The 14,588-nt window shown below is 57.0% G+C and carries 16 protein-coding genes; 9 read left to right on the forward strand and 7 right to left on the reverse strand.

Features of this window, described 5'->3' with window-relative positions; translation table 11 throughout:
* Positions 1 to 381: 381 nt before the first annotated feature.
* The 4 genes from TH3_RS06290 to TH3_RS06305 all read left to right on the forward strand — a co-directional run bounded on the left by TH3_RS06290 (position 382) and on the right by TH3_RS06305 (position 2,878).
* Complete coding sequence (locus tag TH3_RS06290) at positions 382 to 1,128, forward strand: HAD family hydrolase (protein WP_007091460.1); 747 nt, start codon at positions 382 to 384, stop codon at positions 1,126 to 1,128.
* Positions 1,121 to 1,504, forward strand: coding sequence for a DUF1244 domain-containing protein (locus TH3_RS06295; protein WP_007091459.1), 384 nt, complete (start codon positions 1,121 to 1,123; stop codon positions 1,502 to 1,504). Before TH3_RS06290 ends, TH3_RS06295 begins: the two co-directional genes overlap by 8 nt.
* 23 nt (positions 1,505 to 1,527) lie before the next feature.
* Positions 1,528 to 1,842, forward strand: coding sequence for an acylphosphatase (locus TH3_RS06300; RefSeq protein ID WP_007091458.1), 315 nt, complete (start codon positions 1,528 to 1,530; stop codon positions 1,840 to 1,842).
* Between the two features lie 190 nt (positions 1,843 to 2,032).
* Entirely contained in the window at positions 2,033 to 2,878 is an 846-nt protein-coding gene (locus TH3_RS06305; RefSeq protein ID WP_007091457.1) for a 5'-nucleotidase, lipoprotein e(P4) family, read from the forward strand.
* A gap of 52 nt (positions 2,879 to 2,930) precedes the next feature.
* Here the strand turns inward: TH3_RS06305 and TH3_RS06310 are convergent, their stop codons facing one another.
* Genes TH3_RS06310 through TH3_RS06320 form a run of 3 tightly spaced genes read right to left on the reverse strand, consistent with a single transcriptional unit; the run spans position 2,931 to position 6,166 of the window.
* On the reverse strand, positions 2,931 to 3,680 hold the full coding sequence (locus TH3_RS06310; protein ID WP_007091456.1) for a DUF4336 domain-containing protein: 750 nt from the start codon (positions 3,678 to 3,680) through the stop codon (positions 2,931 to 2,933).
* A gap of 39 nt (positions 3,681 to 3,719) precedes the next feature.
* The gene (locus TH3_RS06315; RefSeq protein ID WP_007091455.1) at positions 3,720 to 5,135 is read right to left on the reverse strand and encodes an FAD-binding oxidoreductase; all 1,416 of its coding nucleotides are present in this window, start codon (positions 5,133 to 5,135) and stop codon (positions 3,720 to 3,722) included.
* Between the two features lie 35 nt (positions 5,136 to 5,170).
* Entirely contained in the window at positions 5,171 to 6,166 is a 996-nt protein-coding gene (locus tag TH3_RS06320) for an L-threonylcarbamoyladenylate synthase (RefSeq protein ID WP_007091454.1), read from the reverse strand.
* A 259-nt stretch (positions 6,167 to 6,425) separates the two neighbouring features.
* On the opposite strand from TH3_RS06320, the gene TH3_RS06325 reads away from it, so the two are divergent.
* The gene (locus TH3_RS06325) at positions 6,426 to 7,595 is read left to right on the forward strand and encodes an MFS transporter (RefSeq protein WP_007091453.1); all 1,170 of its coding nucleotides are present in this window, start codon (positions 6,426 to 6,428) and stop codon (positions 7,593 to 7,595) included.
* 302 nt (positions 7,596 to 7,897) lie between these two features.
* Here TH3_RS06325 and cysQ read toward each other — a convergent pair whose 3' ends face one another.
* Together cysQ and ftrA are read right to left on the reverse strand one after the other, a co-directional pair.
* Positions 7,898 to 8,719: a 3'(2'),5'-bisphosphate nucleotidase CysQ gene (gene cysQ / locus TH3_RS06330; protein WP_007091452.1), complete on the reverse strand. Its 822-nt coding sequence runs from the start codon at positions 8,717 to 8,719 to the stop codon at positions 7,898 to 7,900.
* Positions 8,720 to 8,872: 153 nt separating this feature from the next.
* Positions 8,873 to 9,868 (reverse strand): transcriptional regulator FtrA, encoded by a 996-nt coding sequence (gene ftrA, locus TH3_RS06335; protein WP_007091451.1) that lies wholly within the window; start codon positions 9,866 to 9,868, stop codon positions 8,873 to 8,875.
* Between the two features lie 134 nt (positions 9,869 to 10,002).
* On the opposite strand from ftrA, the gene TH3_RS06340 reads away from it, so the two are divergent.
* Positions 10,003 to 10,404, forward strand: coding sequence for a rhodanese-like domain-containing protein (locus TH3_RS06340; RefSeq protein WP_007091450.1), 402 nt, complete (start codon positions 10,003 to 10,005; stop codon positions 10,402 to 10,404).
* Positions 10,405 to 10,486: 82 nt separating this feature from the next.
* A complete protein-coding gene (locus TH3_RS06345; protein WP_007091449.1) occupies positions 10,487 to 10,969 on the forward strand; it encodes a GNAT family N-acetyltransferase in 483 nt (160 codons plus the stop codon).
* On the opposite strand, the gene TH3_RS06350 is transcribed toward TH3_RS06345, so the two are convergent.
* Together TH3_RS06350 and amrB are read right to left on the reverse strand one after the other, a co-directional pair.
* Positions 10,959 to 11,339: a DUF2750 domain-containing protein gene (locus tag TH3_RS06350; RefSeq protein WP_007091448.1), complete on the reverse strand. Its 381-nt coding sequence runs from the start codon at positions 11,337 to 11,339 to the stop codon at positions 10,959 to 10,961. The genes TH3_RS06345 and TH3_RS06350 overlap by 11 nt on opposite strands.
* A complete protein-coding gene (gene amrB / locus TH3_RS06355; RefSeq protein ID WP_007091447.1) occupies positions 11,336 to 12,823 on the reverse strand; it encodes an AmmeMemoRadiSam system protein B in 1,488 nt (495 codons plus the stop codon). Before amrB ends, TH3_RS06350 begins: the two co-directional genes overlap by 4 nt.
* Positions 12,824 to 12,925: 102 nt before the next feature.
* Between amrB and amrS the strand changes: the two genes are divergently transcribed.
* On the forward strand, positions 12,926 to 14,044 hold the full coding sequence (gene amrS / locus TH3_RS06360) for an AmmeMemoRadiSam system radical SAM enzyme (RefSeq protein ID WP_007091446.1): 1,119 nt from the start codon (positions 12,926 to 12,928) through the stop codon (positions 14,042 to 14,044).
* Positions 14,045 to 14,117: 73 nt separating this feature from the next.
* A complete protein-coding gene (locus TH3_RS06365) occupies positions 14,118 to 14,582 on the forward strand; it encodes a GNAT family N-acetyltransferase (protein WP_007091445.1) in 465 nt (154 codons plus the stop codon).
* Positions 14,583 to 14,588 lie beyond the last annotated feature (6 nt).

The raw sequence follows: 14,588 nt of genomic DNA on the forward strand, positions 1-14,588 counted from the left end.
GTTTAATACTAAAGAATAGGGTTGTGTGTCTCATCCGAATCAAACCGGAGACAGAGTTGGAAATCCAATCCTGAATTGATATCGCGATAGTAGCCATATGCAGCGCAAGCCCATAATTGTGCGGTCGTATTGTGCATTAACATGATCATGCTCATCGCAACCTTATCCGTTAGTGCGGATGTCGGCGTGATTTTGCCAATCGCTGTGAAGTTCTTCATCTCCTGTTCGAATGTGCGGCATTTCAACCCCTTTCGAACAGTTGCCGCGCATATTAAATACAGGAAACGGGGCTTTACGGGGTTTTCCGGCTGACTTATGGTCGCGGATTGAGGCCGGGTGCTTTCTGCAAGGCCATCCAAGAACAAGAAACGAGGCGTGAATATGTATAAACTGATTGCTTTTGATGGCGACGATACGCTGTGGCATAACGAACCGCTGTTTCGTGACGCCCATATTCGCCTGCGCGAAATGCTTTCCCACTATGTCGATGCTGATACGGTCAATGATCGCCTCTATCAGGCGGAACTGTCCAACCTTTCGATTTATGGATACGGTATTACCGGCTTTACCCTGTCGATGATCGAAACCGCGATTGAGCTTTCTGATAAGAAAATAAGTGCGGCTGACATTCATGAACTGGCCGAAATCGGCAAATCCATGCTGCGCGCGCCAACCCGTCTGATTGACGGAGCCGAAGACGTGCTGCGCCATTATGCCGCCCATCCCGAACGCAAGGTTATCCTGATCACCAAGGGCGACCTGATCGCCCAGCAGCTCAAGATCGAGCGTTCCGGGCTTGAAAGCCTGTTTGCCGGTGTTGAAATCGTTTCGGAAAAAGATCCGCTGACCTATCGCAATATCTTTGGTCGCTATGGGGTTGAGCCGTCCGAAGCCGTGATGATCGGCAATTCGTTGAAGTCCGATATCCTGCCGGTGCTTGCGTGTGGCGGGTCGGCGATCCACATTCCCTATGAAATCACCTGGGTCCATGAAATGGTCGATCAGACCGAAATCGACAATGATCATTTCGTGACGGTCGAAAGCATTGCCGAGGTTCCGGAAAATATCGAAAAACTTGAACAGGACCTGCCAGCCTATGGCAGGGTCGGGAGTATGGAAAATGTCTGATTGCGCCGGTTCGGAAATGTCGACCGAGGCATCCCTTGCCAATGGCCCGGCGGCAAAGCTTGATCCGCAAACCAGGCTGGAACTTGAAGCCGCCGCCTTTCGCGGCCTTGTGCAGCATCTTCAGGACCGCAAGGATGTTCAGAATATCGATCTGATGAACCTTGCCGGTTTTTGCCGAAACTGCCTTGCCAAATGGTATCTGGCCGCCGCACGCGAACGCGATGTTGCGATGGATTATGACGGCGCGCGCGAGGTGGTCTATGGCATGACCTATGATGAATGGAAAGACAATCATCAGGCCCCGGCAACAGCCGAACAGAAACAGAAGTTTCAGGACACCGCCCATCTGCATGCCAATATTCCCGGCGCGAAGTAAACATCACATCAAAGGATGTTGCCATGACCACCACCGAACCTGACCCGCAAACCGGCACCGGAAACATTTCCGTCCTTGCCCGGATCGAAGGCCGGGTGCAGGGCGTATGGTATCGTGCCTGGACGGTCGAGGAAGCGCGTAAGCGCGACCTGACCGGCTGGGTGCGCAACCGCACGGATGGCACGGTCGAAGCCCTGTTTTGTGGCTCGGTGGCCGGGGTGCAATCCATGATCGCGGCCTGCCATGATGGCCCGACGCATGCGAATGTCACCCGCGTGCATGAAGAACCCGGCCTTGAAGATGGGTTCACCACCTTTGAAAAACGCCCGACTGTCTGACTGCGGGCCGCCGGATTGGCGCCTTTATCAAATCGCGTCCAAAGCCTTTTTCCGCCCCGATGCAGAAAAGGCTTTTTCTTTGGTGCAGTGCGGTGGCATGCTCTTGCAATCCTGTCCGGCTGGTCAGATCGCTGTTTTGCGTATCGGGTGTGCTATGGCCGGATCGGGAACCAAACAGGGAGAATAAAACATGAAATTGACGACGAAATCATTTGGCGTTGCTGTTCTTCTGGCGGGATCGGCCTTTGGTGCGCAGGCCCAGGAACCGGCACAGAATGACGGTTTGAACGCATCGCTTTGGTATCAGACCTCGGTCGAATATAAAACCACGGCCCTTTCGGTTTATGCAGGCGCGCAGCGTCTTCTCGATGCGGCGATTGGTGATCATGGCTGGACCGCCGCCCTTGAACAGGATGGCAACTATTCGGCCAAACCGCCCGCGATCATCCTTGATGTTGATGAAACCGTGCTCGATAACTCGGCCTATCAGTCATGGGTTGTGACCGCCAATACGTCTTACAGCTCCAAAACATGGGCGGCATTTGTCGAAGACGCGATTTCAACCCCGACGCCGGGCGCGCTGGAACTGACCAAGGCCGCGGCCGACAAGGGCGTTGAAGTCTTCTATGTCACCAACCGCAAGGCCGCCGAAGAAGCCGCGACCATCAAAAACCTGCAGGAATATGGCTTCCCTTATGCTGATGCGGATCATGTGATGGTGCGCGGTGAAAAGGAAGAATGGGGTTCGGCCAAGGCCACCCGCCGCGAAGCGGTGGCTGCTGATTTCCGCGTCATCATGATGTTTGGCGATAACTTCGGCGATTTCACCGATGATGTCGATGGCACCATCGATGAACGCCTTGAAGTCATGGACAAATACGCGACCTATTGGGGCGAGCGCTGGTTCATGCTGCCAAACCCGACCTATGGGTCATGGGAATCCGCGGCATTTGGCAATGACTGGAAAAAATCCCCCGAAGTCCGCCGTCAGGACAAGCTTGACGCGCTCAATAGCTGGTCGGGCCCGAAAGAATAATTTCTTTCGCATCTGACGGTAGAAAGGGGGCGTGCCATGATCGGCGCGCCCCTTATTTCATGACCCAGCGGAATGCGCGTTTAAGCTCGGCGGTGCCGTTGTGATCGTACCAGCGGCCATGCGACATAATCACCCGTTCCGGTGCCCAGTCGATCATCTGATTTACCGCCTTACGCAGACTTTCCTTATGCCCGGCAAAGGTCATGCGCATATCACGCGGCGCACATCCATCCGGGTCCATCGAGCCAAACATCCGCACCAGCCACCGCCAGATCGGGCTTTTGATCTTGTGGGCCTCGAAATTCTCGATCAGGTCGGTCAGGATCAGGCTGTTTGATTTCGGGTGATAAAACACGGCCTCGCACAAATAGCCGCCGCGCACCATCACCTGTTTGATTTCATCCGCCCATTCCGGTTCGGCAGTATCGGCAAGTTCGGCATCAAACGATACCGTCATGCCGACCGACTTCGCCCGTTTGATCACACCGGGCGCACAGAAACTTTGCGCCGTCGGATAGGCCGCCTGCCATTCCGGCACCCCGGCATAATGGATGGTGTTGGGTGCAATCAGACAGGCAACTTCGCCCAGCGCATCAACACTTGCCTTAAGCTCCGCCGTCAAACGGATCGGTGAATGGACAAACAGCTTCTCTGACGCCAGCCGGATGATCGTCATTCGGGTCGGAAACGGCAATTTCATGCCCAGATACTGAAACCCGATCACCGGACCATCAATGATCCAGATATCATCCCCAATGGCCTTGGGAACATTCAGCGGATCATAGGTATCAATCGAAAACATCGCAGACCTTTATGGGGTTGGGGGCGCCCATGATGTGGTTTATTTCACGATCTTGCCGGGATTGAGCATACCATCGGGATCAATCGCGTCTTTGATCGCGCGCAAAAGCTTCATCTTTTCCGGGCTGGCATAGCGGGCCAGTTCATCAAGCTTCAGCTTGCCAATGCCATGTTCGGCACTGATGGAGCCGCCAAGATCGGCGACAATGTCATGGATCAGACGGTTAAGCGTTTCCCAGCAATCGAGAAACGCCTGTTTTTCCATCTCGACCGGCTGGGTGAAATTGAAATGGATATTGCCATCGCCGACATGGCCAAACGGGCAGGGGCGAATGCCCGGAATCAGATCCCCGGCCGCCGCCATGCCACGCATAAGCAATTCCGGCACCCTGGAAACCGGGACCGACACATCATGCTTGATGCTGCCGCCTTCAAACCCCTGTGCCTCGGGGATGCCTTCGCGGATCGCCCAAAGATTGGCGCGCTGGGCTTCGGACTGCGCCAATGCCGCATCGCTGGCAAGGCCGGCCTCAAGGGCGGCTTCCAGAAGGTCGCTTAGGACCTCGTTCAGGTCATCCTTGGGCCGTGACGAGGTCAGTTCGATCATCACATACCAGTCCGAAGGGGCGGCAAGCGGGGCGGATAGCCCCGGCAGGTGTGCCACCGTCATATCATGGGCAAAGCCGCAGATCAGTTCGAACGCGGCAATCGCATCACCGCTTTCACGCCGTGCGAGTGCCAGAAGGTCAAGAGCCGCATCCGGTCCGGGGACGGCAACCCACGCGGTCGCGACATGGCGGGGCTTGGGAAACAGTTTCAAGCTCGCCTTGGTGATAATGCCAAGCGTCCCTTCGGCCCCGATAAACAGATCGCGCAGGTCATAGCCGGTATTGTCCTTGCGCAATTTCGAAAGCCCGTTCCACACGCTGCCATCGGGCAGAACAACCTCAAGCCCCAGAACCAGATCGCGGGTATTGCCATACCGGATGACGTTCAACCCGCCGGCATTGGTCGCAAGGTTGCCGCCAATCTGGCAGGTTCCCTCCGACCCAAGGCTAAGCGGGAAGATCAGATCACGATCAAGGGCAGCTTCCTGAAGAGTTTGCAGGATCGCACCGGCTTCGACGGTGGCGGTAAAATCGCGCGCATCGATATCAATGATCCGGTTCATCCGTTTAAGGTTCAGGATCACCTCGGCGGCATTGGCAACCGCCCCGCCGCATCGCCCGGTATTGCCGCCCTGGGGCACAATCGCAATGCCATGGGTTGCACAGATCGCGACACATTTGGCGACTTCATCGGTATTGGCGGGATAAAGCACCATGCCCGCGTCGCCTGCAAACTTGCCACGTGCCTCGGCATTATGCGTGGCCAGAATATCGGCCTCCATGCTCCAGCCTTTCGGGCCAAGGGCATCCTGAAGTTCCTTGATCGCGCTGGCGGGCAGGATGTGCATGGGGCTGTTTTCCGCTCGGCTGAGGTTTGGAAGAATTACGGGGTCGGATGAAGGGCGCGCGGCGCGCTGGCGCGTTTCATCCGGTCATTGATCGCAAGCCCAAGACCGGCATCGGGGATCGGCGCAATCGCGATCCCGTCAAAGCGCGGCTGATCGGCTTCGTGCAGTTTGGCAAACAGGTTGGCGGCGGCCTCGCGATCATCGCCGGTTTTCGAAAGCCACAGGACCTTGTCAAACCCCTTTGTCACGCAATCGCCGAATGCCAGCAATATTTCATGGCCGTATTTCTTCTGATCCGGTGCCGTCGCATTCAGCCGCACCGGCAATCCCGGCGCATAATGGCTGGTCAGCATTCCGGGGCTTTTGGGGGCGTTGTCATCGGTTTCGGCCATCACGACGTCGCATCCCAGAACTTCCGCCACCTGATCGCGGGTAATCCCGCCGGGGCGGAGCATCACGACGCGGTCGGTGGTCAGGTCAATCACCGTGCTTTCAAGCCCGACCCCACATGGGCCACCATCCAGAATCATGCCAATCGCATTGCCAAGGGATGCTGCCACATGGGCGGCTGTTGTCGGGCTGATCCGCCCGGACCGGTTGGCCGAGGGGGCGGCAATCGGGCGGCCGACCGCGCGCAATAATGCGCGCGCCATTTCGTGGGCGGGCACACGCACCGCAATGCTTGGCAACCCGGCGGTGGTCAATTGCGATACATTGCTGTCGGAACGCTTTGGTAAAACAAGCGTCAGCGCACCGGGCCAGAACGCATCGGCAAGCTTATCGGCACGCGCATCGAAAACCGCATGCTGGGCCGCCGCATCCCGGTCAGGAAAATGGCTGATCAGCGGGTTGAAGCTTGGCCGTTGTTTGGCGGCAAAAATGCCCGCAACCGCATCATCATTGGTGGCATCCGCGCCCAGCCCGTAAACCGTTTCGGTCGGAAACGCGACAAGCTCGCCCGCGCGCAACTTGGCCGCGGCCTGCGTCAGGGCACCTTCGGAATAGGGGCGGATCGTCAAAGCCGGGGACATCAAGCATTCCATAAAAAATATAGCTCTATGAAATACCTAGCGACGATAGGGCTTAATGACAAGCTGGAACCGACTTTATCGCTGTTTGCATTGATCGAATGATCATCCCGGTTTAGGGTGTCGGTCGCAGGAAGAACCCGATGATTGATCCCGGTTCGCACGTGGTGCGTGTCAAAGCCTGCATCCCTGATATCCGGCCTGCTGCAAACACCCGCTCAGGTCCTCAAAACGGTGTAATCCATCGCAAGGAGGGCCTTTCATGCCTTTGCACATGCCATCCATTCCGCCGAAAATTGCCATTCCGCTGGCCCTGATTAATCTGGCGTCCTTTGTTTCGCAGATCATCCAGATCGGCGTGATCGATACGCTTTTGCCGCTGGCACTGACCAATGCCGGATTAGGGGAACGGCATGGCGGCATGATGCTGTCGCTTTACTGGATTGCCGATCTGATCGGTGGTTTTTTTGTCGCGGCGGTTTTGCGCAAAACCCATCCCTTCGTCCCGCTTTTGATCAGTGGCCTGTCATTTTTCATCCTGATTGTCGTGGTGATGTTTGCGCCGCAATCGGCGCTTGTCCTGCCCGCAACCCTGTTTGCCGGGGTGGGGCTGATCCTGCGGTGGGTGGTGTGTGACGGGCTGATCGTGCAACTGGCCCCGCGTGATAAACTGGGCCGGGTGGTTGGCTTTCATGAAACCCTGATGGGGCTTGGCATTGTTCTGGGCCCGGTCCTGATTGGCTGGTTTGGAACGGATGCATTCGCCATGTCGGGCATTGCCCTTGTTGCGGCGATCATCCCGCTTTTCTGTGCTGTTGCCATGCCGCGCCTTGAAATGGCATCAACCCAGAAGGGCGCGGGGGCAGCATTGCGACGCTGGATTGATCATTGGGATCTGGTGCTGATTGCCTTTGTCGCGGGGTTTGTTGAAATCTGCTTTTTATCGGTCCTGCCGTTGCAATCGCAACGTGACACCGGCCTTGCCGAAGCTGGTTTGTGGCTGGCGGCGGTCTTTGTGTTTGGCGGCACGATCTGCCAGCCGCTTGTCGGTTATGTTTCGGATAGAAGCGGTCCGGTCAAACTGGCTTGGCTGTGCTTTGGTCTGCTTCTGGTTGGCGCGGTGCCCATGGCGCTTGCCGGATATGGCATCATGGCGGCGATTATCCTGTTTGCGCTGGGTGTTGCGGTGGCTGGGCTTTATACCGCTGCCGTCCTGATCGCGGCCAGTGGCCAGGGGCAGGGATATCAGATCGGCGTTCTGGTGATCGTCTCGCAAAGCTATACGCTGGGGGCCATTGTTGGCCCGTCGGCGGGGACGTCGCTTCTGGTGATGGTCGGAAGCTGGGCCTTGCCGATCCTTGTTCTACTGTCGGCAGGCATATCGGTACTTCTTTTGATGATGCGCCGGACCACACCGGCACCGGGAACCTAACCCCAAACAGCGCAGAGCCGCCATCAAGATGGCGGCTCCATTTTACGCTCTAGCCCGGTGGTCGCTCCGCGGCAGTGACCCGGACCGCGTCGCCGTGATTCCGGCGGCTATTTACGTCACCTACACTGTGTGTGGCGATGGCGCGATCATCATTCAAATTGCCAAAAATGTCAAGGTTTCTGCGGTCTGGCATGCATCGTGATATGCGCCATATGCAAGGCGGCCTGCCTTTGATGCGTCGCACAAAAGACAAGCCGCTATGATCGTTCTGTTATTCGGATCGCCTACCGCTTCGCGATAGATCAGGATTGGTAGGTCACCGGCACGGATGGGCTGCGTGCGATGAAGAACGGATTGCGGAAATCGGCCTTGCCATAGGCAAACCGAGTCCCGTCCATATTCTCGACCACGCCACCCGCCGCCGCCAGAACCGCATGACCGGCCCCGATATCCCATTCCATGGTCGGGCCAAGCCGTGGATAAAGGTCAGCGACCCCTTCGGCCAGAAGGCAGAGCTTGAGCGAACTTCCCGCCGGGCGCAGTTCCTTGACCGCAAGGTCGCCCAGAAACGCCTTCATCGCGTCGGGATCGCCATGCGAACGTGACCCGACAACCACAACGCCGTCTTCGGGCATGTCGCGCACGGTGATGGCGCGCGTACTGTCGTTACCATCACCACTGCCTTCAATCAGCTTCGCGCCATCCGGCCCGCCGTAATAAAGCTTTTCAATTGCCGGGGCATAAACCACGCCCAGAACCGGCGTGCCCTTTGCAATCAGGGCGATATTGACGGTAAACTCGCCGTTGCGTTTGATGAATTCCTTGGTCCCGTCCAGCGGATCCACCAGCCAGAAGAAATCGGTATCCCCGTTGACATCGGGAATGTCACCCGCAGCCGCACTTTCCTCGGACACGATTTTGACATTTGGGGTCAGGGCGCGAAGACCGGGCAGGATCACCGCCTCGGCGGCGTCATCGGCCTCGGTCACGGGGGATGCGTCATCCTTGGACCGGACTTCGAAATCGGTGTCATAGATTTTCATCATGGCGGCACCGGCGCGGCGCGCAATTTCAATCAACCCGTTTTCAAGGGCACTGGCATCGGCCGGAAGGGCAATCGTCATGGCAATCTCGTCTGGTTAATCTTTTGCGTGCAAAGGGCATAGGGAATTTTGCCCATCACGTCCAGTAAGACCGTCCCATTATGGCGAGATCACGTTCACTTTCCTGTTCACGTTCATCATCGCAATCATCTGCCCTCAGGACGATATGCCCGGTCACGCCGGTTGACCGATCCGAAACCGGTTGCGATAGCGGGCCGGGGGCACGTGGGCGATATCGCGAAACGCGATGCGAAATGTTTCCATCGACTGGAACCCGCATTGCTCGGCAATGTCACCCAGCGGCAAACTGGTTTCTTCAAGCAATTTCATCGCACGCAATACCCGTTCACGCCGCAGCCATTTAAGTGGCGCCATGCCGGTGCCTTCGCGGAAACGCCGTAAAAACGTTCTTTCGCTTAGTCCCGAAAAGTTGGCCATTTCGCCGATTTCAATCGGTTCGGCCAGTTTGCCGCGTGCCCAGTCCAGAACGGCTGCAATCGATTTGCCCGGTCGTTCCTGTACAGGTGCTTCGACATATTGCGCCTGTCCCCCATCACGATGGGGCGGCATCACCAACCGCCGTGCGACCACATTGGCAACCTGCGCGCCATGATCGGACCGGATCACATGCAAACAGGCATCAATCCCCGCACTGCTGCCCGCCGATGTGATGATCTGGCTGTTTTCGACATATAAAACATCATCGACAATCTCGATATCGGGATACATCGCGTGCAGCCGGTCGGTATATCGCCAATGCGTCGTCGCCCGCCCGTTTGCCAGCAACCCGCTTGCCGCCAGAACAAACACGCCCGAACAGATGCTTACCAACCGGCAGCCGCGGGCATGAGCACGCCTTAACGCATCACAAAGTGCCACATCGGGCATCACATCCGCCCCGCGCCAGCCGGGGATGATCACGGTATCGGCCTGATCAATCAATTCGATCCCGGCATCGGTCGCCACCCGAAATCCGCCCATCGCGCGGATTTCCGGGTCAATTCCCGCAATCGAACAGCGATACCACGGAAAATCAAACTCCGGCCGGGGCAGGGCAAATGCCTCTAGGGCGATGCCAAATTCAAATGTGCAAAGCCCGTCATAGGCCAGCACCACAACATGATGCAGGGCGTCGGTTGGTTTGATATCTGCGGCACGATGATCGGGCATGACCGGATTTGATTCCGTTAAAATGCGGTTTGGCGAAAAATTACCGAACAATGGCATTTTGGCCACTATCGCAAAAAATGGCAATCGTTACGATCATCCCATCACCCATGATGATTGAAAACGGAGCCACCCGAATGAAAAGCCTGATCAATGAAATCAACCCCGCACCGTCGCATATTGCACGCGCCCATTTTGATGCGATGCTGCAATTTGAAACCGATTGCTGGGATACTCATGCAAGCCTGCAATCCGGGGCCGATGATTTCATTCTTGTCGATGTCCGGTCCCCCGCGCTGTATCACGGCGGCCATATCGAAGGCGCGATCAATATCCCGCACGGCAAGATGACCGAACGCCGCATGGCCGAATATCCCGCCGGTAAAACTTTTGTGGTTTATTGCGCCGGTCCGCATTGCAATGGTGCCAACAAGGCCGCCTGTCGGCTGGCCGCCCTTGGCCTGCCGGTCAAACTGATGATTGGCGGTGTGACCGGATGGATCGACGAGGGGTTCAACCTGACGGAACCTGTTGCCTGATCTGACGGTAACCATCTCTAATACTGGCCGACAGGATCGCTGCCTGTCGGCCCATCCTATTCTTTGCCACCGGATCGCACCAATGACGTCATCACCAGTGCCGTATGAAATCCGCACCGCCGTCCCGGATGATCTGCCCCGTCTGATTGACCTGATTGCCGATCACGCGGATTTTGAACGCCAGAAGGTCAATCGCACCCATCTGGCCGAAAACCTGCCCCGATATCTGTTTGGCGCGGATGCCCGCCTGAGCGTGATGGTGGCGGGCAGGGGTGGGGAACTGGTCGGCTATGGTGCGGCCAGTATCGAATTTTCAACATGGAAGGCCGCCTGCTTCCTGCATCTGGATTGTCTTTACCTTGCGCCGCAAAGCCGTGGTGCCGGACTTGGCGCGCGGATGCTGGCCGCGTTTGAAAATCTGGCACGGCAGCAAAACCTTGGCTGGATGGAATGGCAAACGCCCGACTGGAATATCGATGCTGCCCGGTTTTATGAACGCAATGGGGCACGGGCCCTGCCAAAGCTGCGCTTTGCGAAAACGCTGTCTCACATCCCTAGCCGGTGATCGATTTCTTTAACGCGGCCATCAAATCATCATGCAATGCCAAATGCCCCGGCAGGATCGGGCCATCATCGCCGGTCGGTGAAATACCGGGTTCAATCCTGTTCCGGGCAAGATCGGGCAACAGATTTTCGGTCAGTTCAACCAGGGTGATCGCGGTCGGGACGTAGCCGGTTTGCGCTATCTCGTTCCACGCATCCGCATGGTCATGGCTTGCGAAAAACGGGCAATATCGGGTGCCATCATTGCCGGGGCACAACAGCCAGCCTTTGTCATAAAGCCCCCAAACCCCTTCCCACGCGATCACGCTTTCAATGAAGTAACGATAGCGTCCTTCACGGGCATTGATGTTGTCCGATCCTGCAATGCTCATGACATCGGGGTCGGTTGCTGCCAGAAATACTTGGGCGAGATGTCCTTGCCCGAGATGCCGCGCGTCACAAACCGTTGTGCCCGCATGCGATCCGACCAATGATCCGTCGAAAGCCCGGCCTTGCGTTTAAGCTGTGCCACGAAATCCGCCGGATCAGGCAATTGCTCCCAGACTTGAGGCAGGAACAAGCCACGATGATTGCCATCCGACAGGATAATGCCATCCTCATGGGGTGTCAGTTTGGCGATCAGATCGGCCTCGTTTTCAAACGGAAAATCACGCGGCGGGGAGAGGACCGAGATGGATAATTCCAGATCGTCATTCAATTCATCTTGGCGAAGGCCCGGAAAGCGCGGGTCGCCAAACCCGGCCTTGAAGGCATTTTCACACAAATCCGTCGCCAGATCGCGATGCGCCATCACCGATCCGATGCAGCCGCGAAGCTGGCCTGATTTCTTTAATGTCACAAAGCACGCACCCGGTTGCAGAAGTTCGGGCGAAACCGATGCCGGATCAATGCGAAGCGGCCCGCCATGCGTGATGCCGTGCCGGATTGATTGCCGTGCAAGGTCAATCATCTTCGCCCCGTGATCGGCCAGAAGCTTTTCGGTCATGCCGACAAAGCCGCCTGATGATTTGCTCGTCTTTTCATCCTCGCGCATGTCCTTTGATCCTGCATAAACCGCCCACGCGCCATAGCCGACCACACGTGATTTATCGCCCGTCACATCGCCGGAATTACACATGCCAAGCGTCCTGATCCGCATGCCGCGCTTGCGGGCCGACATCAACATACCCGCAACCGGTAGCGCGCCGCATGCATCGCTGCTTGTGATGCTTTCGGCGTCAAACCGCTCGATCATCACGCGCGTATTATCGTCGATGCGCTTGGCGGTGTCGTAATCATGAAAATGCGACAGGTCCGATGAAATCACGATCAGGGTTTCCGGCCCGCCCCAAAGCGCCTCGATCACCTCATGCACCTGCCATGCGCTGCATCGGCTGACCAGCAGGGGCACAATGCCGATATCGGCATTTTCGCCAAAAAGCCGCTGGATAAACGGCAATTCGATCTCAAGCCCGTGTTCAAGCCGGTGCGCCTCGTCCAGAACCTGCACCTGTGGCCATGCAAGGGCCGCCTGCAATCCGGCAAGGTCGCAGCGCACATCGCCAAGCGGTGTGGCAAACCCGTCCGCCCTGGCAATCGCAATCCCCTGAAACGCCATGCGATGCGCGGGGCCAATGATCACGATCCGTTTGACCGTGCCCTTTAACGCCCGAACGGTGGCAAAACCCAATCCGGCAATCGCGCCCGAAAACATCAGCCCGGCATGGGGCACAATGATCGCCTTGGGGATTGGCCTATCATTCTCCGTCTGGCTCTCGACCGCCGCATGGATCAACCCGTCAATCTCGCTGCGCAACATATCGGGTGCAGCGGGATAAAACGTTCCGGCAATGGCGGGCGGGCGGATAATCGTCATGACGCTTCCAATGATGGGCTTCCTTTGAAAAAGATAGCGATCAGGGCTACACTTTGAAAGGACAAGCTAACAATCGTGAACCCGGTCAGGGTCCAAAGCGCCATGAATGTCACGACCCCGCAAATAGGAACCGTCCCCGGACGCTACTGGCACCATCTTGATGATGGCCGTATCCAGTGTGATGTCTGCCCGCGCTTTTGCAAGCTGAAGGACGGGCAGCGGGGCTTGTGCTTTGTCCGGGCGCGCGAGGGCGATCAGGTGGTTTTGACCACATGGGGCCGGTCATCGGGCTTTTGCATCGATCCGATCGAAAAAAAGCCTCTTAATCATTTCCTGCCCGGCACCCCGATCCTGTCATTTGGTACGGCGGGCTGCAATCTGACCTGCAAGTTCTGCCAGAATTACGAGATTTCCAAGGCGCGTGAAATGGACAGGCTGGGATCGCTTGCGACACCTGAAATGATCGCCAGAACCGCAAAGGAATATGGCTGCTCGGCGGTGGCATTCACCTATAACGATCCGGTGATCTTTCTGGAATATGCCGTTGATGTTGCGCAGGCCTGCCGCGAAATGGGCATTCGCACCGTCGCCGTCACGGCGGGATATATTGGCGATAAAGCCCGCGAGGAATTTTTCCGCCATATGGACGCGGCCAATGTGGACCTCAAGGGCTTTACCGAGGATTTTTATCACAAGCTTTGTTCCGCCCATCTGGCCGATTTTCTTGAAACGCTTCAATACCTTAAACATGAAACCGGGGTGTGGTTCGAACTGACCAATCTGGTGATCCCCGGCGAGAATGACAGCGACGCCGAATTTGATGAAATGACATCGTGGGTGCAGCGTGAACTCGGCCCCGATGTGCCGATGCATTTCACCGCCTTTCATCCCGACTGGAAAATGATGGATCATCCGCGCACCCCGCCCGAAACCCTGATCCGGGCGCGTGAGATCGCGATGAAAAACGGCATTCGTTATCCTTACGTCGGCAATGTCCATGACAAGGCGGGATCAAGTACCTTTTGCCATCATTGCGGCCAAATCCTGATCGGGCGGGACTGGTATCAGTTATCGGATTGGAACCTTGATGCGTATGGGGCCTGCACTCATTGCGGCACCCATTGTGCGGGTGTGTTCCAACCGCGCCCCGGCACATGGGGGCCAAAGCGCCAGCCGGTGCGTTTGGTCGCGCCAAGTGCGGGTTCGGCACCAGCATCCTGATGGCGTTTTTGCTTCCATTATGGGCAAAGAAGGCTAAATTGCCGCCAGTTTAGTCTGGACGTGAAATCACCCCATGAAAATCCGCAAAGCCAGCATTTCCGACGTCAGCGCCATTTTCGCCATCCGAAGCCGGGTGCGCGAAAATCATCTATCCGTCGATCAGCTTGCCGAACGCGGGATTACCAAGGCCGCCTTTGGCAAATGGATTGCCGATGGCTATGGCATGTGGGTGGCCGATCTGGATGGCGCGGCGGCGGGCTTTGCCATTGCCATCCCGCGTGAGGCAACATTATGGGCGCTGTTCGTTGATCCCGATTTCGAAGGCCGCGGGGTGGGCCGGGCCCTTTTGCGCGTGGCCGAGGAATGGTTGTTTGCCCAAGGCTGCAGCGACATTTCGCTGACCACCGATGCCGATCCCAAAATCCGCGCGCACCGCTTTTATGAAAACAATGGCTGGCATTGCACCGGCGATGCGGACAAGGGGCAGGTTGAATACATCAAATCCAACCCGACCCTGTCGCTGTTTGATTTTGGTTAACGCCGT

It is taken from the genome of Thalassospira xiamenensis M-5 = DSM 17429, from assembly GCF_000300235.2.
Lineage (GTDB): Bacteria > Pseudomonadota > Alphaproteobacteria > Rhodospirillales > Thalassospiraceae > Thalassospira > Thalassospira xiamenensis.

Bases quoted from the DNA above. Each gene is read 5' to 3' on its own strand.
- TH3_RS06305 (WP_007091457.1), top strand. From the start codon at position 2,033: ATGAAATTGACGACGAAATCATTTGGCGTTGCTGTTCTTCTGGCGGGA.
- TH3_RS06300 (WP_007091458.1), top strand. From the start codon at position 1,528: ATGACCACCACCGAACCTGACCCGCAAACCGGCACCGGAAACATTTCC.
- TH3_RS06295 (WP_007091459.1), top strand. From the start codon at position 1,121: ATGTCTGATTGCGCCGGTTCGGAAATGTCGACCGAGGCATCCCTTGCC.
- TH3_RS06310 (WP_007091456.1), bottom strand. From the start codon at position 3,680: ATGTTTTCGATTGATACCTATGATCCGCTGAATGTTCCCAAGGCCATT.
- amrB (WP_007091447.1), bottom strand. From the start codon at position 12,823: ATGACGATTATCCGCCCGCCCGCCATTGCCGGAACGTTTTATCCCGCT.
- cysQ (WP_007091452.1), bottom strand. From the start codon at position 8,719: ATGACGATTGCCCTTCCGGCCGATGCCAGTGCCCTTGAAAACGGGTTG.
- TH3_RS06320 (WP_007091454.1), bottom strand. From the start codon at position 6,166: ATGTCCCCGGCTTTGACGATCCGCCCCTATTCCGAAGGTGCCCTGACG.
- TH3_RS06350 (WP_007091448.1), bottom strand. From the start codon at position 11,339: ATGAGCATTGCAGGATCGGACAACATCAATGCCCGTGAAGGACGCTAT.
- ftrA (WP_007091451.1), bottom strand. From the start codon at position 9,868: ATGCCCGATCATCGTGCCGCAGATATCAAACCAACCGACGCCCTGCAT.
- TH3_RS06290 (WP_007091460.1), top strand. From the start codon at position 382: ATGTATAAACTGATTGCTTTTGATGGCGACGATACGCTGTGGCATAAC.
- TH3_RS06345 (WP_007091449.1), top strand. From the start codon at position 10,487: ATGACGTCATCACCAGTGCCGTATGAAATCCGCACCGCCGTCCCGGAT.
- TH3_RS06340 (WP_007091450.1), top strand. From the start codon at position 10,003: ATGAAAAGCCTGATCAATGAAATCAACCCCGCACCGTCGCATATTGCA.
- amrS (WP_007091446.1), top strand. From the start codon at position 12,926: ATGAATGTCACGACCCCGCAAATAGGAACCGTCCCCGGACGCTACTGG.
- TH3_RS06315 (WP_007091455.1), bottom strand. From the start codon at position 5,135: ATGCACATCCTGCCCGCCAGCGCGATCAAGGAACTTCAGGATGCCCTT.
- TH3_RS06325 (WP_007091453.1), top strand. From the start codon at position 6,426: ATGCCTTTGCACATGCCATCCATTCCGCCGAAAATTGCCATTCCGCTG.
- TH3_RS06365 (WP_007091445.1), top strand. From the start codon at position 14,118: ATGAAAATCCGCAAAGCCAGCATTTCCGACGTCAGCGCCATTTTCGCC.